At 63.7% G+C, this 20189-nt stretch carries 17 protein-coding genes; 8 read left to right on the top strand and 9 right to left on the bottom strand.

Features of this window, described 5'->3' with window-relative positions; all coding sequences use genetic code 11:
- The first annotated feature begins 32 nt into the window (after nt 1–32).
- Complete coding sequence (locus NV348_RS06805) at nt 33–482, top strand: hypothetical protein (RefSeq protein ID WP_447146233.1); 450 nt, start codon at nt 33–35, stop codon at nt 480–482.
- Nucleotides 483–503: 21 nt separating this feature from the next.
- Here the strand turns inward: NV348_RS06805 and NV348_RS06800 are convergent, their stop codons facing one another.
- Nucleotides 504–2747, bottom strand: coding sequence for a hypothetical protein (locus NV348_RS06800; protein WP_447146232.1), 2244 nt, complete (start codon nt 2745–2747; stop codon nt 504–506).
- Between the two features lie 670 nt (nt 2748–3417).
- On the opposite strand from NV348_RS06800, the gene NV348_RS06795 reads away from it, so the two are divergent.
- From NV348_RS06795 to NV348_RS06785, 3 genes are all read left to right on the top strand, one after another.
- Entirely contained in the window at nt 3418–3795 is a 378-nt protein-coding gene (locus NV348_RS06795) for a hypothetical protein (RefSeq protein ID WP_447146231.1), read from the top strand.
- Entirely contained in the window at nt 3792–6101 is a 2310-nt protein-coding gene (locus NV348_RS06790; RefSeq protein WP_447146230.1) for an N-6 DNA methylase, read from the top strand. Before NV348_RS06795 ends, NV348_RS06790 begins: the two co-directional genes overlap by 4 nt.
- 265 nt (nt 6102–6366) lie before the next feature.
- Complete coding sequence (locus tag NV348_RS06785; RefSeq protein ID WP_447146229.1) at nt 6367–7005, top strand: pentapeptide repeat-containing protein; 639 nt, start codon at nt 6367–6369, stop codon at nt 7003–7005.
- On the opposite strand, the gene NV348_RS06780 is transcribed toward NV348_RS06785, so the two are convergent.
- Nucleotides 6986–7785, bottom strand: a protein-coding gene (locus NV348_RS06780; protein WP_447146228.1) for an IS5 family transposase whose coding sequence is annotated in 2 segments (ribosomal slippage) — nt 6986–7455 and nt 7455–7785 — 801 coding nt in all. Because the reading frame shifts where the segments join, the coding sequence is not laid out codon by codon here. The two genes, NV348_RS06785 and NV348_RS06780, sit on opposite strands and share 20 nt — an antisense overlap.
- A gap of 1172 nt (nt 7786–8957) precedes the next feature.
- Nucleotides 8958–9152: a hypothetical protein gene (locus NV348_RS06775; protein WP_447146227.1), complete on the bottom strand. Its 195-nt coding sequence runs from the start codon at nt 9150–9152 to the stop codon at nt 8958–8960.
- 483 nt (nt 9153–9635) lie between these two features.
- On the opposite strand from NV348_RS06775, the gene NV348_RS06770 reads away from it, so the two are divergent.
- A complete protein-coding gene (locus tag NV348_RS06770) occupies nt 9636–10397 on the top strand; it encodes a hypothetical protein (protein ID WP_447146226.1) in 762 nt (253 codons plus the stop codon).
- Nucleotides 10398–10799: 402 nt separating this feature from the next.
- Complete coding sequence (locus NV348_RS06765; RefSeq protein ID WP_447146225.1) at nt 10800–11297, top strand: DUF488 domain-containing protein; 498 nt, start codon at nt 10800–10802, stop codon at nt 11295–11297.
- Here NV348_RS06765 and NV348_RS06760 read toward each other — a convergent pair.
- Nucleotides 11294–12082 (bottom strand): DUF8757 domain-containing protein, encoded by a 789-nt coding sequence (locus NV348_RS06760; RefSeq protein ID WP_447146224.1) that lies wholly within the window; start codon nt 12080–12082, stop codon nt 11294–11296. The genes NV348_RS06765 and NV348_RS06760 overlap by 4 nt on opposite strands.
- A gap of 1313 nt (nt 12083–13395) precedes the next feature.
- Nucleotides 13396–13887, bottom strand: coding sequence for a site-specific integrase (locus NV348_RS06755; RefSeq protein WP_447146223.1), 492 nt, complete (start codon nt 13885–13887; stop codon nt 13396–13398).
- A 499-nt stretch (nt 13888–14386) separates the two neighbouring features.
- Between NV348_RS06755 and NV348_RS06750 the strand changes: the two genes are divergently transcribed.
- Nucleotides 14387–14722: a DUF4333 domain-containing protein gene (locus NV348_RS06750; protein ID WP_447146222.1), complete on the top strand. Its 336-nt coding sequence runs from the start codon at nt 14387–14389 to the stop codon at nt 14720–14722.
- 613 nt (nt 14723–15335) lie between these two features.
- Here the strand turns inward: NV348_RS06750 and NV348_RS06745 are convergent.
- From NV348_RS06745 to NV348_RS06735, 3 genes are all read right to left on the bottom strand, one after another.
- Nucleotides 15336–16445 (bottom strand): DUF6670 family protein, encoded by a 1110-nt coding sequence (locus NV348_RS06745; protein WP_447146221.1) that lies wholly within the window; start codon nt 16443–16445, stop codon nt 15336–15338.
- A gap of 74 nt (nt 16446–16519) precedes the next feature.
- Nucleotides 16520–17008, bottom strand: coding sequence for an SRPBCC family protein (locus tag NV348_RS06740; protein ID WP_447146220.1), 489 nt, complete (start codon nt 17006–17008; stop codon nt 16520–16522).
- A gap of 15 nt (nt 17009–17023) precedes the next feature.
- Complete coding sequence (locus NV348_RS06735; RefSeq protein ID WP_447146219.1) at nt 17024–18253, bottom strand: NADH:flavin oxidoreductase/NADH oxidase family protein; 1230 nt, start codon at nt 18251–18253, stop codon at nt 17024–17026.
- 93 nt (nt 18254–18346) lie between these two features.
- Here NV348_RS06735 and NV348_RS06730 point away from each other — a divergent pair, with 93 nt between their 5' ends.
- Nucleotides 18347–18931, top strand: a complete 585-nt coding sequence (locus NV348_RS06730) for a TetR/AcrR family transcriptional regulator (RefSeq protein WP_447146218.1) — start codon at nt 18347–18349, stop codon at nt 18929–18931.
- Between the two features lie 246 nt (nt 18932–19177).
- On the opposite strand, the gene NV348_RS06725 is transcribed toward NV348_RS06730, so the two are convergent.
- Nucleotides 19178–20044, bottom strand: coding sequence for a recombinase family protein (locus NV348_RS06725; RefSeq protein ID WP_447146217.1), 867 nt, complete (start codon nt 20042–20044; stop codon nt 19178–19180).
- Nucleotides 20045–20189 lie beyond the last annotated feature (145 nt).

Genomic DNA, 20189 nt, shown 5'->3' with positions numbered 1-20189 from the left:
CGGCATCGAGGGTCGCGAGCAGGGCGAGGGCGATGAGAACCTTTCAAATCCTGACAGCGCCTGCCGAGACCGGGTTTCCCTACGCCCGCCAAGCGATCCGCGTGGTGCGCGAACGCGTGATCGTGAAGACCGGGGAAACCTTGCGCGAGGTCGTCTACGCGATCTGCTCGGCACCGTTCGAGATCGCCAAACCCCGACAGATAGTCAAATGGTTGCGGATGCATTGGGGGATCGAGAACGCGGTCCATCATGTCCGTGACGTGGCCTATGACGAGGATCGGGTCCGCGGTCAGGACCGGGACCACACCGCAGGTCATGGCGACGCTGCGGAACGCGGCGATGAATCTTCACCGGCTCGACGGAGCGACGAACATCGCCCAGGCGTGCCGGAAGACCGCGTTCGACCCGCGTCGCGGCATCTATCTACTCAGGCCAGAAGTCCGCAGGTCACTGGCGGCATAGCGAGAACACTGGAGCCCTGACCGGGCACACCATTCTTGACTTCAAGAACGATTTGGTCCCGGTCGGGGGAGGGTTTTCGACGTGACAGTGCCTTGGGGATCGAGTCCAGCTATCAAACGTATTGTCGGCGGCCCGATATCCGGCCAGTCGAATGCCTGTGTGGCACGAAGGATGTCCGCCTCGGCGCCCGATGTCCACTCGGGCGTGGAGGTGGCGAACACCAGCTCGTCTGCTTCGAGCCAGACTGCGGCCTGGCACTTCTTGGAGACCTCGGCTCGACGTTGGTCGACGTTCTTTCCCGAGAGCTGGGCGGCGCTCTTGGCTTCGGCGATGGTTCGGATGCCGCCTTGGTATGCGACCAGATCCAGCTCCACTCTGGCCTTGCGGTTGCCGACGAGTTCGACTTCGGTGAGGTCCTGGTATGGTCCGAGTGAGCTCTTTTCGTGAGATAGATACGCTGCCAAGGCGATCGGGACGTCGCCGTGGTCACCGAGGAGCTGTCTGCCGACTGGATGCAGGTCGTAGTACCAGCGAGGTTCTTGCAGTGGCAGTTTCCAGGCTGGTTGGTTCAGTTCGTTGCCCGTGTCGCAGCGTTCACACGTCCAGCGCTGGCCCAGTCGGTCGACGGGCTGGAACTGTAGTTCGGTGCACAGAGCACATTGGAGAACGAGGCCGCGGCGAATCACCCCTGCCTGCAGTGCCGCGTCAAGGCGGTGCCTGACATCGGTCTCGGCGGCGTCTGCCGACAGGTTGTGAAAGCCCGAGAAGTTCAGGACCCCGTAGTGTGCTCGGATTCTGACCCCTTCGTCATTCGGGTAACAGGCGGTTGAGCTTTCCTGTTTGGCGTCCATTTTCCGTAGGGCCGGCAGTAGCGGTCCAGCGAACAGGTCCACTACCGCGTCGCGGCTGCCGAACATGCGTGTCAGCTGCGCGGCGCGGTGCCCTGCGGGACTCAGTCTGCTGGTGAGATCGTGTTGAGCCAGTTTCGCGTCGACCCAGTCCGACAGGCTCAGGTCGCGGAGTTTGGGGCGGGGGAGCCGATTGAGGGTCGGGATGCCGCCCAGGACAAGGTCGTATCGTTTCGACGGATACGAGGGCCCGTGTCTGCCACTACGGACCAGCGTGACCGGCAGCCCATCCTCGGGGGCCAACAGCTCTCCAGTGGTCATGTCCCCACCCTCGACCGATCGATCGTCCAGCCAGGTGATATCGACGTGCCAGGTGATGTCATTCTGGGAGGCCACCTGTTTGTTCTCGAGGAGCGGCGGGGGTAACGGTGTCAACATCGTGCGTGTTCCAGTGGCGTCGACCTCGACCGGAATATTGAGCGGGTCGTCGAACTGCTCGGTCACCGCGAGTTGTTTGGTGGCGCGTCGCGGCCAAGGCAAGTCCTGAGCCGTGAGAGCTTCGCTGATCTCGGCCGGATTCTGGTCTCCGTTCGGCCAGCCACGCACTCCGGCCCTGAAGCGCTCCAGCTCCGAGTCCACTTGTGCCGCAGGCATCGATGCTGAGGTCACCGTGACCATTGCAGGCCTGTAACGCGAGAGGTAGAAAATCTTGGCCAGGGCATCGACCAGCGCGGTCGGCATCGCGTCGGGGTCACCGCGCAGGGGGCTGGGAAGCCACACTCCGTGCCCGTAGATCAGCTGCCATAGCCGAGCTAGTGCGAAATCCTCCGCCGAGTCACCCACGACCAGCAATGTCCGATGCTGCGCCTCGTGCATCAACGATATCTCGCACAGGCCCGTGGAGGTGTAGCCCCATGCAGAGCCGATGTCCGAGAGGTCGGCACCGTCGAGGGGAAGCCGTGCCAGGAAGTCAGGCGGAAGTGTTCGGGTCCCGGTCAAGAATTCGATAAGCCGCTGCCGGGTGCGTTCGTCGAGGGAGGGCTCGGTGGCCGCCGGATTCGGTGCATCGACCAGACCGGCATGGGAGGCGACGGCCACTGCGAGCAGGCCGCCCCAATTCGGGGGGCATTGCACGCAATTGAGGACCGCCACGCCCGCCATGAAATTCACGTCCGGGAACTCTGATTTGGGAACGCCGAACCGGTGGGTGACCTCTCTGCGGGTGTCGGCACCGACGCGTCTGTACGGCGAGCACACCGCCGCCACCTGATCACGCGCCTGTGAATCCAGCCCGACATGCACGTCCAACATGTTGTGGTCCGCCGTCAACGCTTCCCACCGGGCACGGCCCGTCAAGAGCTGACTGTCCGCGCCGCGTATCTTCAGGGCTCCGGGCAGGAAGTATTCGTAGTCGAGGACTTCCCGGGGGAACGTCACGACGTAGTCCGGGTCATAGGTTCGGCATGCTCGCAGAAGGGCGCGCGCGACGTGGCCCTCGTGATGGGGTATAAGCGCGAATCCGGATCCGCCCCATGTCATGTTGGCAAGGTGAAGTGCCCGGCGGGCCCAGTACGACCAGTGGTCTCCACCGTCGAAAACAATCGCGACGCGCGCAGGGCGAAGGCCTCGCCGGACAGTGGAGTAGGCGACCGTCGTTGGTGAACCCATCCGGCAACCCAACCACAGGCCAAGGCTCCCCGGCAGCGGATTGGGTCCTCAGTCCGCAGCATCTCTCGCCTGTGAGAACTTGCCGGGTGACGGCGCACTCTTCACACCGGCCGAACGGCCGCGGCCTGCGAGTGGCGGTGCTTGCACGCGTCACCGCTCGACGGTAGACACGGACCGATTATACGGGGACCGCGCGAGATGGGCGATCGTAATCGACAGCTATGCAGGATGTTTCGATGCGATCTGCCTCAGTGCGATTGGTGGTTTGCATGCGCGACCAGTCGCGATACAGGTGGGGATCAGGCACCGTCAACCCCGCCGTCGCCGACGCCGCCCGCTGGTCGTGCATGTGCGATGTCACCTGCGAAAGCGCCTCCACATCCATGACAGTCCAGGTTGACAGTTTGCAGGGGTGATCATGACGACTAGAGTGATCCGTATGAGGCAATTGGCCAGGCAGTATGGATGTTTCAGCCGTGTGGTGATGTCCGAGGTTCCGGCTGGACGTGAAAATGGTGATCTGCGCATGGCAATGCGCACTTGGTGGTGGGGCTCGTGCTGCATAGCGTGGTGCCTGTACAAGCGAGAGCATCTCGCTCAGGTGATACGGAGGAGTTCGATGTCCCGTCCTGTCCGAGTCCTGTTGATGCTGGTGGCCACCCTGTTCGGTGTGATCGTTGGCATCGTCGCGGGAATCCTCACAGTTGTTGATGGTGGCTCGCTAGCAGCCGCAGCCGCTTTCGGGGCGGCGGGGTGCGCCACAGCGACCGTCTTCGCCCTGACAATGATCCGCTTCGTGTTCGAGGTCCGGCCATGAGAACGAACCGCTTGGTGTCGCGGCGAGAGATCGCTGCCCTGGCCGGGATCGACAAGTCGCTGCTGTCGACATGGAAGCGCCGGCATGCCAGCTTCCCTCGTCCGCGATCGTCAGAAGAGGGCGAGTACTTCGTCCTCGCCGAAATGATCGAGTGGATGAAGGACCGCAGGATCCCCGACGGCCAGCTGTCGCCGACCGAGAGGAAAGGCTGCACCTATGCCGAGCGCATCGTCCAGAACTCCCGTCAGCGAGGCGCTGGCGGCTATGACCGGTCGGTCGGCGGCGATGGTTCTGCTCGGCAGAGTTCGGATCGGGCCGATGTGCTAGCCGAACTGTACGGGCCATTGGCCAAACGTGTATGTGGTAGCGGACCACAGATGGACTACTTGCAGCTGCTGCTTTGCCTGGTCTTCGTCCGTGTCGTCGCTCCCGGGCAGTGGGCGCGCATCACCGACCTCGTCAACGAAGCCGTCAAGGATCAACGCAGCCCGGCGCAGCTGCTCGACCCGCTCGGGGCAATCGTTGACACCGTCCTGCGTGAGCACGGCGTGCTGCCGGGCATCCGAACGGTTTTCGCTCGACTGCAGCCCGTTTCGGTCGAGGACATCGCCCAGGTCCAGCGGACGTGTCATGATCTGGGCCGCGACTCGTTCCAAGCGATCCTCGATCGTTTCGCGGACTGGGGTCAACGCGACAGCAGCGAATTCTTTACACCATCCAGCATTGTTCGGCTGGCGACCGAGATCCTGCTTGGCGAGGTCACCGGCCCGGTCCGCTGCCACGATCCATACCTGCGTTTCGGTGAATTCCTCTCCGCGGCGGCGTCTGCGGTGGCCGGCGTCGAAACGTCAGGATTCGGGCGCCATCCAGAGCAGCTGCGGCTAGCGGCGATGAACATCGCCATCCACGGCGCGGAAGTCACGGACCTGCTACCCGGCGATGTCCTGGTACCTGGTGAGGTTGCCAATCCGTCACCGACCTTCGACTTCGTCCTGACCAATCCACCCTTCAACCAGAAGAACTCCGCCGAATGGCCTGTGCCAGTACAAGGTTGGCCGTTTTCCGCGCCACCGGCGAAGAACGGCAACTTCGCCTGGCTCCAGCAGGTGTATGCGTCGCTCAAGCACGGGGGACGCGCATGCGTGGTGATGCCGAACCAAGCAGCTGCATCGGATAACAAGGATGAGACGGACATTCGTCGGGCCATGGTCGAGGAAGGCGCCGTGGAATGTGTCGTTGCGCTGCCTCCGGGGCTGTTCGTGACGACACCTGTGCCGGTAAGCGTTTGGTTCCTCGTTAAACCGGAGCAGGCCCCAGATTCCGTTGTCCAGACTGACGTGGGCGCGGCAGTCGAGAAGAAGGGCCGAGCTACCGTTCTGCTGATCGACGCGCGCGCGGCGGGCGAGAAGAAGGCCGGTCGTCGGCATCTGACCGACCAGGACGTGCAGTCAATGGTTGATGGCTATCGCGAATGGCGTTCGGGTGCTACGAAATTTCGTCCGAAGGATCTTGGTCGCGGTGGGATTGCTGTAGCTGCCGACGTCACCGACATCGAGCGTCGCGAGTTCTCGCTCAGCCCAGCCGACTACCGGCCGATTCCCGGTGCAAGCGCCGCCGAAAACGCTGAGCAGCTCAGTGTCTTGTGCGCGATCCAAGCGGGACCCTCGAACGCCCTCTTCAAGGACCTGGAGTTCGTCGACGACGGAGTCGCGATGATCGCGCCCGCACAGCTCCGACACCGTGGCATCCTGGATGAGAATGCGAAGCGGATGCATCCAGACGACGCTCAACGGCTGGGAAAGTTCCAGCTCGAGGATGGCGACATCCTTTGTGCCAGAACGGGAACGCTTGGTCCCTGTGCGATCGCCGATCACAGCGCGAAGGGGATGGTTTTCGCGACGGGATTGCTTCGGTTGCGTGTGAGAAACCCCAACATGGTCGACCCGCAGTATCTCGTCGCGTTCCTGTCGCTGCCGTCGACGGTGACCTGGATCGAGAACAAAGCAGCTGGCACGACGATCCCGTCCATCAGCTCTGCCAACCTCGGCAAGCTGCTCGTCCCCTTGCCCTCGCTGGATGTGCAGAGACGCATCGGTGCCGAGGTTGCTGCTGCCGATGCGGACATCGCTGCGCTGCACAAGCAGATGCAGACAGCGGAAGCGGACCGAACCACCTCTGTGATCGCCCTCTTCGAGAACCCACTCGCGTCTCTCGACGACGGCGACGTAGTCGCGACCGGTCGGTCGGGAGGGGATCCCTTTGGCGGGGACGGGTGCACCAGCACCGCTGGTGGACAGAGCCGATGAGTTGGCGTTGCTCTTGGACGTTCGATGGTGTTCGGCTGAGACCCGGGAGGCACCCGTCATCGTTCTCCGCGGCGAGGCAGGGGCGGGCGCTGACGATAGGCGGGCCGTCGCACACGGCTCCCCTGTACTTGGCAATTGTCTGCTGATGGATGACTGTCGACGGTAGTTCAACAAGGTCAGGGCTGAGCAGTTCGATGTCGCCAGCGCGGCGTGCGCGATTGGAACAACTAGTTTCTGAACATCCCGAGTGGGAAGGAAAAGTAGTATGGGGCAGTTGATTTATGGCCGGACCAGGAGCGATGTCAAGCGTTGGCCTTCTGACCCTGCGGCTCAATCGGCTCTGGGGCTCTACCTGGATCAATTGCCACCGGTGTCGATGTCGATGTCGGCATCCAATCTCTTCAATGGGGACGGTCTGGACCTTTCCCGCTCTGATGTATCGGGTTTGTTCTTGGAGGGCGCGTCCTTGAATGGGGCCGATCTGACTTCGGCATGTGTATCCGATGCGGATCTGTATACAGCGTGGATGATTTCGGCCGATTTGCGTAATGCTGATTTCAGTCGTAGCGATCTCCGCAAGGTCGAAGGTCGTGGCTGTTCGGCATCTGGTGGTATTTTCTGTGATGCCCGTCTTCAGGGCGCGGTCTTCGAGGATTCGGACTTCCGGCGTGCAAATCTGGTTGGTGCTGACTTGCGGAGCGCAAGCTTTGCGGATGCCGATCTCGGATCCGCCGATCTGCGAGGCTGCGAGTTTTCTTCGACAGACTTTTCGGACGCACGAATGGGTGGATGTTCGGTGGCGGGCGCTTCGGGGTCCATAATTGGTCCAGTGGATGTCGGAGTGAAATCGGCTGTGGTTCTCGCGGGTCTCGAGCTTAGAGCCCCTATCGGGTTCGGTTGCTGAGTCGTCGCCAACAGATCAGTGCCGCACCAAGATTGAGGAATCCGTAGTGAATGTCGGTCCGACGTTCCCATCGGACGGCCAGGCGCCGGTACTGGTGGAGCAGGGCGAAGGTCTGCTCCACGATCCACCGACCGGCGGTGACCTTGTCACGGGTTCCGCGGCGAGGAATGTAGCCGGTGATCCCGCGTTTCCGCAGCTCGGCGTACACGCTGGGGTAGTCGTAGCCCTTGTCGCCGATGAGGGTCTTGATCCGGCGCCGTGGTGACCCCGGCCGTCCGCGGAGGGGTCGAACCCGGTCGAGCACGGGCGCGAGCATCAGGTGGTCGTTGAGGTTGGCCGCGGAGAGCTCGACGACGAGCGGGAACCCGTTTCCGCAGGTCAACAGGTGGTGTTTGGAGCCGGTCTTGGCACGGTCTACCGGGCTCGGCCCGGTCGCTGCGCCCCCCTTTTGGCCCGCACGTGCGAGCCGTCGATCATGACCCGGTCGAAGTCGATCAACCCGGCAGTGTTGCTGCGGTCGAGGGCCGCTTGGTGCATCGCCTCGAACACCCCGGCGGCCTGCCAGTCCCGCAACCTGCGCCAACACGTCATCCCGGACCCGAACCCCAGTTCCTGGGGCAGGTCTTCCCACCCGATCCCGGTGAACAGCACGAACAAGATTCCCTGGAACACCAGCCTCGGATCGTGCTGGGCCGGGCCCGGTGTTCCCGCCGGTTTCGCTGGTAGTAGCGGTTCGATAACCGCCCACAACTCGTCCTCCACGATCCACGGTGCTGCCACAGCGAAACATCGTGCACCACAAGGTGTCTCACCGCTACCGAGCCGAACCTGTTAGGAGCTCTTAAGAAATGGTTCAGCGAAAATGGAGCTGTGGATTTCACCATTCGATCGTGACCCGGCTGTCATCGACTCCGAACTTTCGAAGGCGAGGAAACATGCAAGACAACTCGGGTGACCCTGTCGAATCTCTCAGGTCCGGCAATCCCGACAATCAGGTAGCCGCACGGGCGTCATCGACGCTGCACCTGCGGAACGAGTACAGCAACCGTCCCGGTGATGGGGAAAGCGATGAGCTGTGGTCGCAAGATGGAGCACCCGTCGCCGATCGAATCCGACTCGACGGACTTCGAGCCGGATTGCCGACCAGGCTTCCCGGCGCACCTACCCGTAAAGATGCCGAAAGACCCGCATGCACCGCAAACCGGAACGATCCGCCGAGACAGCCCGCACCGAATCCACCGCCGCGCGGCCGACGAATGGACTCACGGAGGATTCTGGGCGCGCTGCCGGTCACAGCCCCGATACATGCCACGATCGATGTCGATCCGACCAGGCTTGGGACGGGGAGGGGAGTCGGAACCGGTGGTGGCCAGATGGCCACGGGCGCTGTGCCCGACCTCGGGCGCGGCCTGGAACAACCGGTCGTGGTCATCACAATCGGCGGGTTCGCAACGGGACGAAGACCTTTCGCCGTCGACCACCTCTATCGGCTCACCATCGAGGTGGACTGAGTCGGGTGCTTCGGCGCCGGGGTGTTCTCGAGCCGATGATGCACAGCTGGCCAAGTCCGTGGAACCGGCCGCTGCGCGCCGCGAAGGACATGGTGCCGGGACTAACCGGTGCCGGTGAGAGGCCCGGTCGCTGATATCCCGTGTACCGATGCGTGCATTCCCATGTTCGCTGTGCCCTGCCACTCCAGAGGGACGAACGCGCTTGACCTGGACTTTCGTGTGCGACCTTTGTTGGAATCGAGAGGAAACGGCCGTTGACCTGCGAAATTAGTGTCGCAGGTTTGTGCCCTCGGCGGGGCACATCGAAAATGGACCGGGGATGACCTGGCAATAGGCTCTGGCCAGTTGGTAGTGAAAGCGGATCTTGCGATGGGTTGAGTGGACGTTGGCTACCGCCGGGCGGCCGGATGGGCTTTCGGGACCGGTGAACGGTCTGCTCGCTCAGTCTGGCCGGGACGGCGACAGGACGGACCGATCCACCCTACGTTGGCCGACCACCCCGGATTCCGCATCGCGCCGAAGCTTCATCACCGCCGCGTCATGACGTGTGGCCGCGATCGACGACGGCAGTTCCTCGTTCAGAGCTGTCAGCAACTCGGCAGCCTCAGGCGCCGTGACGGGCGGGAAGATCGGCATCCCAACAGTATTCACCTCGTCCCGTACATACTGCTCGGTCGACGAGCGATCCGCTACGGTGGCTGCAACGCGCCGACGCTGGGGTTTCGGCTGTTGTCCGTCACGGGTTCGCGGTTCAGCAGGGCAAATGGTGAAACACGGGCAACAGGAGAAGGTCCGGTCGTTACGGGTAGATACGCCAAAATGGCAGGTCATAGCTCGCTTTCAACGCCTATGTCGAAAGTGCTTGACGCGCACGACCGTTACGGTAGGAAGTTGAGCATGTCTGACATAGTCGATCGAGGGCCCGCTAGCGTGCCCCGCCCGTCACGGTGCGACCACCTTCGTGCGGACGTTCGTGGGTACCCGATCATCGCGACGATTGGACAGGAGCCGCCACCAGACTTCGGCGCTGTTTCCGAAAGACGCAAGATCGCCTTGGCAACATTTGATCTCTGTGCAGTCTGTGCGCTTCCCTTCCATGACGAGCTGCGTTGGCAGGTGATGTTCGAGGAGACGGATGAGGACGTCACCACATCTGAAGCTCCTGTACACGAGATATGCGGTTTGTACGCAGCGCAGATCTGTCCCTTCGTCTCTTCGCCGTATGCCCGGCTGAGTCGAGGTGAAGGGCGTAAGGGCGAGCGTCGAGCCGAACTTGTGGTGCTGAGTGGGTATCGGGAAACCAGGGCCGTCTACGGCAAAGCATCCGGCATCCAGTCGGATGTTGTGCTCCACTTCGACATGGGCGGTTATGTACGTCGATATGTCTTGCGCACCAGAGAGGACGCCGCAGCCGCGTACTCCGCAGCCTTGGCGGCGGAACGCCCGATGGACCTCGATGAACATGAGCACCAGCTCGTCGACCTGCTTTGTAGCCCGACGGACCCCGACGGCGAGGACTCCGGTGGTGTGATGGCTGGCGCAGCGTGGAACATTGGGGCGGGATTCTGTGCGGGGGTCACCCACGTTCAGGGTCTTGAACGCTACAACGTCTCCCCGTACACGACCATTGCCGTGCAGGCGTTAGAGGACCGGACTGTTCGCGAGTTGGCAACCGGCTTTCCCGATAAGTACACACGCGCCGCGATGTCGTGGCTGATCACCCGGGACAGACTGCCCTCCATACTCGCAGAGTGGAGGCGTGACGGCCGCCGTCGGTACAGCCACGTCCCGAAGCCCGCTGCTAGTCAGGATAAGTCGGCCGAACGACGGAAGTCCCAGAGGAAAAGGCAATCAGCCGCGAGGCGCAACAACCGACGTTGAGCGGTCGACTCGTTCACTGCTATCACCGGGCCAACCAGATAGGTGCGAGGGTTTACGTCGTTGGTTCGACGTAAACCTGGACGACCGGAGAACGTCTGCTCATTACGGATGTCTACCCGATCTGGCCGTCAGGCGACCGTGCGGCGGCGAACGCCGACGGGATCGGCGCGCGTCGGTGGCAGGCTTCGACCGGTGGGTCCTAGTCGAGTAGCTGGACCCGCGTCGGGCGGGGTGGGTTGTGCCCTGCTTCAGGACGGGGGCTGCTGCACGATGTGGTGACACAATGTTCTGCCTCACCAGCAGCACCTCGTCTAGTAGTGATCGTGCTCGGATGAGTGGGCGGCGGTCGAGAAGTGCTCGATGGGTCGCGGCGTTTCGCGGGTCCCGCGACGCGGTGTTGCGGTGTTTGGTGCACGATATGTAGCTATGGGAGCCTCTGATATCGCCGACGAGCACGATGCCGCCGGAGGAACACTGGTCAGCGTCGGCTACGAGGGCAAGACCGCTGCGGATCTTGTGGCCCAGCTCATCGCACAGGATGTGCAGGTACTCGTGGATGTGCGTCTGACTCCGCTGAGTCGTAAGCCGGGATTGTCGAAGACGAGGTTGGCTGAGGCGCTTGCCGCCGTGGGCATCGCTTACGTTCACCATCGTGCACTCGGCAATCCGAAGAGCAACCGGGAGGGATTCCGTGCCGGTGAGCCGGAGTCGCGTGCCCGGTACCGTGATGTGCTCGATACCGCCGCCGCGACCAACGCGCTCGCTCATGTGTCGGAGCTTCTCGACGGTGGGGTGGTGGCATTGCTGTGCTTCGAACACGATCACGCCGAGTGCCATCGAGAGATCGTCGTGCATCGGCTCCTGGAGGCCCGGCCCAACGCTGCGGTGGTGCACGTCTAGAACAACGCAAGCTCGGTCTTCGGATACCAGACGCCCAGGACGGAGAACGATCGGCGGCGCATGTTCTGATTGCCGACGTAGAAGTGGACGTCGCGGGCGGGGGATAGCATCTCGTCACCCCATTTCGCGATCAGCATTTCTCGCGCCCGGCGGTCGCCGTTGTCTCGGAGCCACCGCCGGCCAGCCTGCCCGGTTTCCCAGTCGAGCACTTTTTGATCATGGCCTCGGCAGGTCGGTGCCTGGCAGTGGTAGTTGTAGCGCACAGCGTAGGGAGCCGGTTCCAGCGGTTTGAGTGAAGTACCGAACAGGTCCGGCGCGGATGCTGCTTCGACCTTGGCCTGTTCCGCTGCGCTCCACGGGTCCCCGGCGACTACGCTCACCTTAACGTTGGTGGGTTTGATCAGTCCGAGCGACGGTGAGGGGGTGCCCATGCCGCCCGCAGGGTTGGCTTCGAGGAGCTCGCACATCGTGGTGGCACCGACAAGGCCGTCGAGGTTCATCCGTCGTTTCTGCCAGTTGCCCCGCGAATCTAGCTGGTCGACGTGCTCCAACTCGTCCTGCCGTGGACGGAACGATTCGGGCCGATTGTCGTTCCTCGTCTCGTATGTTCCGTTCACACGTAGGATTTCGTACTTCCTGAACCGCTTGTCGAAGTCCTCGTTGCGAAACTTGACCGGATACAGCCGGATCCACTCCGGCCGTCCGCGATCGAGCCGTACCCCTGCGACACAGACGGTCTCGCCGTAGGTGTCGCTGGGATTCGGGTAGGTCTTGACCGTGATCATCACCGTTGCTGTCACATCGCCCGCGCGTGGTGACCTGATGCCCATTGAACCCCCCGGGAATCCGGCCGATGGCTGTCCTCGCTCAACCAGAGTAGTGCGCAGTAGTGAATGATCGCAGCAGTTCAACCAGCAGGCCGCCGGGGCGAAGATCATTGTGAGGCAATCTATGCCAACACCGGGTGCCGCGCTTCGGCCTGCTGCTGTGGCAGATGTTCGCCGTCGTGGTTCTCGGCACTCCGGATCTCTTGGACGGCCTTGAGCGGCGCTGGCCGCCGCCCCAGCGGAGGCGCTCGCATCAGGGTGCGCGGGTTGTCCGGGGACGACGGTTCGTCGGCCGGGGCGTGTCGGCCTATGTCGCCACTGCCAGGTCGACGACCGTGGCGTCGGCGGCGTTGAACGGAGCGATTGGCGGATGGGTCGCGTGGTGCACGCGACGGGTGTGCTGTGGGAGCACGGTGTCCTTGAACGTTCGGTACGTCGGTGGTGCGGAAGTGAACGTATCGCTGCAGTCCAAGCCAAGGCGCTGGCCGCGCTGTTGAGTTGGCCGCAGAGTCGTGGCGACAACGATCCGTGCTAAAGGCCGTGTCGAGCGGTTTCCCGGCTCTGATCGCCGCAGCGTCGGCTGTGCGCCGTGTCGGGAAGAAGTCGGCAGGTGCAAGACTTGAGCGGGCCCACCGGTAACCCCCCGCTTTCGTCGTAGAGGTGGCATCAGTGTCAGGCTTTGCCGAGAGAAGATTGTTCGAGAACTGAAGGCCGCGCTGTCGGCAGGTTTCATCTTTGTGCTGGTCAGCCCTTTTCCCATGCTCCTGACCATCTCGGCAAGGTGAACCGGGCGGCTTCCTGTCGTCCGTTGGGGTATTTGACGTTCTGACCACCGATCAGCGCGGGCCGAGTACCTGCCGCTGGACTCGGGGTAACCCGCGGATGGGTGCGGTGCGGCTTTCGCCACGGAAGAAGGTTCCGATCAAGGCGCCGAAATTCTGTTGCAGCCGAGCATGTTTCGCGATTTCAGCGACCTTTTGCCCGGTCGCGGCGGCCGCCGCGCTGGACTGATCGTCGGTGGGGTCGGGCTCCGCACACCAACCCCGTCGGGGCCGGTGGGCTCATGACGCTCTATGTGGGGGTCAGGGGTTCGAGTCCCCTTAGCTCCACTTCCGAGAGACCCCCTCCGACCTTCGTCGGAGGGGGTCTCTTCATGTCCTAGGCGATGTCCTCCGCCGCCGACATGTCCCAACTCTGTTCCACAGCTTTCGAGAGCAGCGCCGACGCGGCGGTCAGCCGGTCGCCGGTGACACGCCCGTAGACGGCCTGCGTCATGCGTTCCGAATGCCCGTGCCACGCCGCCACCACGTCGGCCGGTACTCCCGCCGCGCGCATTCGTGACACGGAGCTGTGCCGCGGTTCAGATAATCGGCGACAAGCGGCCGACCCACCGCCAAGCGCTCACGCTTGTGGGTCGTGTGCACCGTCTCGAGCAACGCCAGTTCGCCCGGGGGAATGGGCAACTCGCGAACGCTGCGGGCGTTCTTCGGATCGTCGATCACGTCGATACCGTTCACGTCCACGCGCGCCTGGACGATGCGCGGCGTCCCGCCTGTCAGGTCGATATCCGGCCAGCGCAGTCCGCCTACTTCCTCGCGCCGCAGGCCGATCAGCGTCAGGGCGCAGCACCCGGTAAGGCGATGATCGGCCACGGAATCCAGAAACGTGGTCATCTGCTCCGGCCACACGTCGTCTTCCTTGGCGGCGACTACCACCTTTTGCGACGGCGGCTCGAGGTGCGCGGCGGGGTCGTGGATACCCACCGCATCGTGACCGCGTGGGCGAACTTCGCGCGTACGGCGTCGTCGGCCTCCCGGACCTCGAGCCAGGTCGGCCACGTCGGCGAACGTGCGATCCGAGCGCGCCGCCCACGTGGTTGCGTCCCAGTTCTCCTGCTGCTCGGATACCCAATCCCCGTGACGGCGAACCTGAAGCGGCTGCGCAATGTCGCGAAGAGGCTGCGAAGTACCGAGCCGAAGCGGTGAAGCGCGGCCTACTCCGATCAGTCCTCCGGCCGCCGATTAGCGGGCCAAATCGGTGGTTGGTCAAATGGAACGGCCGTGGTTCGTGGGGTACACGTGGTGGGCGCAAAGGCACGGTGCACGACCACAGGTGCTCTGCATGACCAGGTTATTCGGTGGTGGCGGGGCGGTCATCAGGACCGCTGGCTCGGACAGTGCGCATGAGCGGCCATAGCTGTCCGGTGCTGATGGCAGCGTCTCAGCTCTTGTCAGCGGGATAGATGGCGGATAGGAATATCGCGTGGCTGATCAACAGAGTGTTGCCCGGATCGTCACGGCCGTCTCGTCGGTCGTGGTCGCCGTGTGCGCGGTGGTGGTGACGGTAAAGGTGGCTGGCGCCGATCTCGACCCTGCCGCAGCACCGAGGGTGCTGGACCAGGCGGCGTTGGAGCAGCAGGTGGCAACCCGGTTGCAGGGTGTGCGGGACAAGCCGGTGGGCCGGGTGACCTGTCCCGGTTCTGTTCAGGTCGTCGTTGGCAACCAGTTCGATTGCGATACATGGGATTACCTGCATACGGTCAAGGTGCGCGTTGAGATCGTCAGCGACCAAGGCGAGATCGAGATCACCAGGTCGTGACAGGAAACCGGGATTCGAGTTGATCCAGCATCTGCTGGGCTGAGTTGCCCGTGCCCGGGTCGCGCATCACCTGTGCCGACCGTCAACGGCATGGATGCGCCGTGATCAGGCGCTCTGCCGCGGCTTTCACCACACTGTGAACCACCGCAACACCGACCTCGATGCCGCGGGCGATCTCTCGCAGCGATTGTCCTTCGGCGCGACGGGCCAGGTAGAGGTGGGCTGCTGGAACAGGTCGTTGAGCACGATCAGGCCCTCGAGCAGGTTGCGGCCGAGCCGGTCGGTTTACTGCACGGTGAGTAGATCACCCAGGGCATCTCGGTGAAGGTCCTGCACGGCATCGCCGCCGGCGAGCACACCGAACGCTGCCCGTTCGGGAAACGCGTTCGGCAACCCGGAATGAGACTGCCTGTTTCCGAACGGGTTTCCGAACATCTGCGCCTGCGAGTCCGGCAATGCTGTCGATGTTCGAAGTTGCGTTCAGCGATGCCCGAAGTGCTCTTCAGCTGCGGAGATGGATGCACGGGATGCGGCGTGCTCGCTTCGCGGACCCGTCACCGACGGGTGACCGGAGACGGATCCGCTTGCCAAACACCGACAATCAGCGTCGCTGTCAGGGGCGGCGATCGGAGTATTCGACGTATCCGCGTCCGCCGATCTGGCGGCCCTTGTGCCGGGCGGTGTAGGTATATCCGGCAACGATGTTGACTCCGGCGTAGAGCCACTGTGTGTCGACGGTCCCGTCGAGCGTGGTTAGTGTCTGATTGCCGTCGCGGATCGTCCATCGGAACGACGCGGGCATGGCCATCGATTCACCGTCGGGTCCGACGAAGGGCTTGTTCTGGAACTCGATGACCTCGAAGCGAACCGAGGTGCCCAAGCGCCAGGACCCGCCACCGACAGTGCGCTCGAAGGCCAGCATGACCAGCGGGGTGTCTCCCATCCCCGTGCCCACGAGCAACAGCTGGGAATCGGCATCCAGATTGAGGACGTGGTAGGTGAAGAAGTCGAACGGAGCCTTCAACTTCGCGGGCACCGGTCGGTCGAGGATCATCGTCGGGGTGTGCCCCTTCCCGTATTCGACCGAGCACAGGCCGGTGACCACGGTTGGCTCGCCCCCGTGGGTGATGGTTCCGCGGTAGCGGCTCAACAGCCCGACATGGGTGTAGTACGGCCGCTTGGTGAACCAGGTGACATCCCCGGTCGCGGTGATCTCGAGGTCGGTCTCGAAACCGGGACGCATGCTGCGGAGCCGGAAATCGGGGTAAGTGCCGGAGATGGTGTAGTCGGGCCCGAAGCGCAGCGATGACCCGTCGGGGGCGAACGCGCTGTCGTGAGCGCCGTGCGCGGTGAACGGGTCGTGGGTGGTCGCTGCCGTACCGTGGCCGACGGTGGCGGTGTCGCGCGCGCGACCCTGGCGGGCGAAGTCCGCGTCCCAGGCCCGAAAGCCCGTGTAACCCACCATGGTCATGTTGGCCATGAAATGGTGCGGTGCCGGCAGGTCGGGGATCATGATCCCGTAGTGGGCGACGCCTTGTCCGAAGCGGCTCTTCGACGGTGGGGTGAACGTCGGTAGTGCGGTGTCGGTGGGAAAGTCCGGTGGCACGACGCCGAACAGATGCGGGGCGATCCGCGAGACCATGTCCTTGAACCAGCCGAGTCGGCGGTCGGGATCGTAGACAACGGGCACCGGCTGGTCGCCGCGGGCAGACTTCGGGGTCATGGGTGAGTGCTCCTTTGCACGGCTGACGACAGTGTCGGGGGTGAGAGGTATTGCCGGCGGCTGAGTTGTCGACGTCATCGCGCGAAACGGCGAGTGGTGTCTCGGATGAAGCCGTCGAACAGGACTTTGCGGTTGAGCGGTTGGCTCACCGCGAGGGGCAGCCGCATGCGGGGGCGCGGCTCGAAGGCAAATCTCCAGGTGAAGCGGCATCCGTTCGGGGTGGAGACCACGCTGTAGTCCTCGGCGAAGCTGCGGAAGACCGGAAGGTTCGCCGCTTCGACGAAGAAGGCGTGACGGCGGGCGGCTTCGTCCCAGAGGAAGAAGCGCTCGTGCAGAACCAGCGCCGCGGCGACCTTCACCCGACGGGTTGTCCCGATGCCGAAGGGGCGGGCACTGGTGTATTCGCCGTCGAGCGTCCGGCACCAGGCAAGAGGTTTGTCGGCAACCAAGCCCCGCCAGACCAGGTCGGCGTCGACATCGAGATCTATGTCGTAGCGGATCGTGTGCGTGGCGGCGTCGAAGAATGTCTCGTCGGTGACGGGGTCGAGGGAAAACCTGGCCATGGGGCGTCCTCGGGATCAGTGGGTGAGTCGGTACAGGGTGTAGGGCACCGTGCGGGACAGGTAATGCGCCATGGTGAGGTACGGGCTGCGCTCGGGCGCGGGGTCCTTTCCGTCGCCGAGGCGCCACAGCTGAGTGGTGTGCCACACGATGTTGCCCAGGCCGTCGATGCGCTTGATCCCGGTATTGCGTTGCCGGGCAGAAGTTTGCGGGTCGATACCGGCCAGCAGGTGTCGTGGGTAGCTGGGCTGGAGGGCCATCGGGCGGGCAATTCCAACCAGGTCGACAGCGCCGGACGCCACGGCCGTACCCGCACCTTCTGCGGTACGGAAACCGCCGGTGAGCAGCAAAGGTATGGAAACGCTCGCACGGATCTTCTCGGCGAACCCGAGGAAGTACGCTTCACGGCCGCGCGTGCTGGCCTTCGTCGCGTCGCCACCCATGAACGCCACCGATTCGTACGTTCCGCCGGAAATCTCCAGCAGATCGATCGACTCCGCGTCGAGCGCGCGCGCCACCGACGCCGAATCGTCCTCGTCGAACCCGCCGCGCTGGAAATCGGCGGAATTGAGTTTCACCGCCAGCGGGACGGCCGTTCCGATGACCGCACGAACCGCGCGAACGACCTCGAGCAGGAACCGACGCCGGTTCCCCGAGTTGCCACCCCACCGGTCAGTGCGAACATTGGTCACCGGAGACAGGAACTGGCTGATCAGATAGCCGTGAGCGGCATGGATCTCGATACCGTCGAACCCGGCCGCGACCAGGATTCGTGCCGTCTCGGCGAATTTGGCGACCAAAGCCACGATCTCGCTGTCGGCCAATTCCCGGGGCGTGCGGTAGGCCCCGGCACTGCCGGTGAGCCGCACCGCCGACGGCGCGACCGGACTCGAGTTCAACGTCGCCGGTATCTGCCTGCCCGGATGATTGATCTGCGCCCAGATCTGCGCCCCACCCGCTTTGGCCGCCCCAGCCCATTCCCTGAGCAGATCGATATCGCGTTCGTCGTCGACAACCACGTTGCCAACCTCGCCGATCGCGGTGCGATCGATCATGATGTTGCCGGTCAGCAGGACCGCCGCGCCCGACTGGGCCCATCGCCGGTACAGCGTGACATGCCTACGGGTCGGCGAGAGACCGAAATCGCCCAGGCACTCCGACATCGCGGCCTTCACGATCCGGTTCGCCAGAACCGTCCCGTTGGGCAGAGTGACAGGCCTCGCTAAAGGGCCCTCGGTATTCGGCATGGTGATCCTCTCCTGAGATGACCGGTCATCTTGAATCAGTAAACAGAGAGCGGTAAGCTACGTCAAGACGACCGGTCATCTGCGAGGTAGGACATGGTGCAGCGAAACATTCCCCAGCAATTGCTGATCGCCGGACTGGACCGGTTCCACGGGCACGGCTACCACGGCACTGCCGTGCAGGACATCACCACGACCGCCCAAGTGCCGAAGGGGTCGTTCTACAACCACTACGCCTCGAAAGAGGCGCTCGCGGTCGCGGCGATCCACCAGTACGTCGCCGACAGTCCCGTGCAGGTGCTGTTCGATCCGACGATTGCGTCCCCCGTGGCCCGCGTGCGCGCGCATTTCGACGCGCTCAGAAGAAACTTCGAAGATTCGGGCATGACCCGCGGGTGTTTGCTCGGCAATCTCTCCAATGAGGTCGCCGACCACAGCGAGACCATCCGAGCCGCCCTTGAGCAGGCGTTCGCCGCATGGGTCGCGGTGATCAGCCACGTCCTCGAGGCCGCATGCGAAGAGGGCGAGATCCCGGCCGACCTCGATGCCCCAACCACCGCGGGGTTTTTGCTCAACGCGTGGGAAGGCGCGCTGCTTCGCGCTCGCGCATCCAAGAGCGCCGATCCCATCGACGCGTTTTACGCGCTTACCTTCTCCGTCGTCCTGAAGCTCAGTAGCTGAGACCCACCCGCCACCCAGAGCTCTGTCTGCGACGTGTCCGCACAGCAGCGGCGGCGGCAGCAGGTATCGCGGGCTCACCGCCGATACCCGTGAATCCTTTGAAGCTCAGGCATCTTTCAGGCGGCAGCGGCCATACCGTTCCGGCACTGGCAGGTCCGGCCGAGCAAGCGCGGTGAATACCGGGCTGCGCGGACGGCCGCATCGTCACGGTGGCCAGAGCGCCGCGCGCACGCCGGAACTCGGAGGTCAACCTATCGGCTCGTTGGACCGATCGTGCTCGCGCAGTAGCCGCATGACGGTGGCTGGTGAGGGGTGCTGGCCTTTTTTCTTTCCCTTGGTGATGACCAGGCGGGCGGCGATGTCGCGCAGGCTGTGGTTGCTCTCGCGCAGATGCAGCGCCATGGAGAGCATGTCGTCGTCGGCCACAGAGGCGCCACCGATGGTCTTGCCGCGCGCGCGGGCGGATTCGTGACCTTCGAGGGTGCGGTCGCGGATGTATTCCCGTTCCATCCCCGACAGTGCGGCCAGCACGGTGAACACCACCCCGGACGGATCGTGGGAACCCTGCAGTTCACCGGTGAGAAATTCCAAGCCGATGTCGGCGGCCTTGAGCTGTTCGGCCAGGGCAGCGAGTTCGATTCCGCGGCCGAGTCGTTTGTGTTCGTGCACGACCAGAGTGACCGCGGCACCGGAGGCGCGGATCTCGCGGGCCAGAGCGACAGCCTTGTCGAGTTCGGGACGGGCCAGGGCGCGGGTGGAGATCTTCTCGGAAAAGATCCGTCCGATGCCGGTGGCGCGCAGGGAATCGAGCTGGGTGTCGAGGGACTGGCGCACAGTGGAGGCGCGCGCATAGCCGATGCGTACGTGCGCGCTCGACTCGGCGGCGGTCGCGGGCGGACGCGGCAACTCGATCCACACCGATCCGGGCTTGCGCAACGCCGGAGTCGTCACGTTGAGAGCCTTCGCGAGCGAGGGCACGAGACGAAAGCGGGCGGTGTGGTACTGGATCGCGACTTTGCCCTTGCCGGTCCGGCACGGCGACCCTGCCGGGGCGGCGCAACTCGACATCGGGCAGTCGTGGGCCTCCGCGCGGAGGAAGTCGTCGTCGCTCACCCACCCAGTGTTTCATAGGTGCGTTTCAATAAGTAGCCTATTTGCACCAACCTATGAAACATTGAACGCGCTGGATACCGATGGAGGTCGACGGTGTTTCATGAGTGATCACCTATGAAACACCTGGGGTTCGGCGTCGTCGGCG

This window comes from Nocardia fodinahabitans (assembly GCF_052983615.1).
Note: the sequence above shows the minus strand (reverse complement) of the source record. Positions and strands in the feature narration are given on the sequence as shown.

Bases quoted from the DNA above. Each gene is read 5' to 3' on its own strand.
- NV348_RS06775 (WP_447146227.1), bottom strand. From the start codon at position 9,152: ATGCCGATCTTCCCGCCCGTCACGGCGCCTGAGGCTGCCGAGTTGCTG.
- NV348_RS06795 (WP_447146231.1), top strand. From the start codon at position 3,418: ATGAGGCAATTGGCCAGGCAGTATGGATGTTTCAGCCGTGTGGTGATG.
- NV348_RS06745 (WP_447146221.1), bottom strand. From the start codon at position 16,445: ATGACCCCGAAGTCTGCCCGCGGCGACCAGCCGGTGCCCGTTGTCTAC.
- NV348_RS06740 (WP_447146220.1), bottom strand. From the start codon at position 17,008: ATGGCCAGGTTTTCCCTCGACCCCGTCACCGACGAGACATTCTTCGAC.
- NV348_RS06760 (WP_447146224.1), bottom strand. From the start codon at position 12,082: ATGATCACGGTCAAGACCTACCCGAATCCCAGCGACACCTACGGCGAG.
- NV348_RS06785 (WP_447146229.1), top strand. From the start codon at position 6,367: ATGGGGCAGTTGATTTATGGCCGGACCAGGAGCGATGTCAAGCGTTGG.
- NV348_RS06770 (WP_447146226.1), top strand. From the start codon at position 9,636: ATGTTCGAGGAGACGGATGAGGACGTCACCACATCTGAAGCTCCTGTA.
- NV348_RS06735 (WP_447146219.1), bottom strand. From the start codon at position 18,253: ATGCCGAATACCGAGGGCCCTTTAGCGAGGCCTGTCACTCTGCCCAAC.
- NV348_RS06805 (WP_447146233.1), top strand. From the start codon at position 33: ATGAGAACCTTTCAAATCCTGACAGCGCCTGCCGAGACCGGGTTTCCC.
- NV348_RS06730 (WP_447146218.1), top strand. From the start codon at position 18,347: ATGGTGCAGCGAAACATTCCCCAGCAATTGCTGATCGCCGGACTGGAC.
- NV348_RS06790 (WP_447146230.1), top strand. From the start codon at position 3,792: ATGAGAACGAACCGCTTGGTGTCGCGGCGAGAGATCGCTGCCCTGGCC.